This is a genomic window from Pelomonas nitida, from assembly GCF_043555975.1.
Classification (GTDB): domain Bacteria; phylum Pseudomonadota; class Gammaproteobacteria; order Burkholderiales; family Burkholderiaceae_C; genus Pelomonas; species Pelomonas nitida.
On sequence record NZ_JBIGIA010000074.1, the window covers coordinates 1 to 255 of the forward strand.

At 45.1% G+C, this 255-nt stretch carries 1 rRNA gene; it reads right to left on the minus strand.

Annotated elements, in window-relative coordinates:
• Positions 1 to 65: ribosomal RNA gene (rrf, locus tag ACG00X_RS24160) — 5S ribosomal RNA — on the minus strand; the annotation flags it as partial.
• Positions 66 to 255: the final 190 nt, after the last annotated feature.

Consider the following 255-nt stretch of genomic DNA (forward strand, 5'->3'; position numbering starts at 1 on the left):
CTGACTCGTTTCACTGTCCTGTTCGGGATGGGAAGGAGTGGTACCAAGTCGCTATGGTCGTCAGGCTTGACTGGTTGGTTTGCTGGCTTTGCCAACAAACCCAATTCGTAGAGTCAGCAGATTTTATCTGCACATCACAAGCTTCATGCTTATGACGGAATCAGTATATTTTGATTGCGCCTCAGTAGACTTCTGAAGAACAGCATAACTTGAATACCCACCTTGATCTGCAATTCACAGTCAAAGTTATAGGGT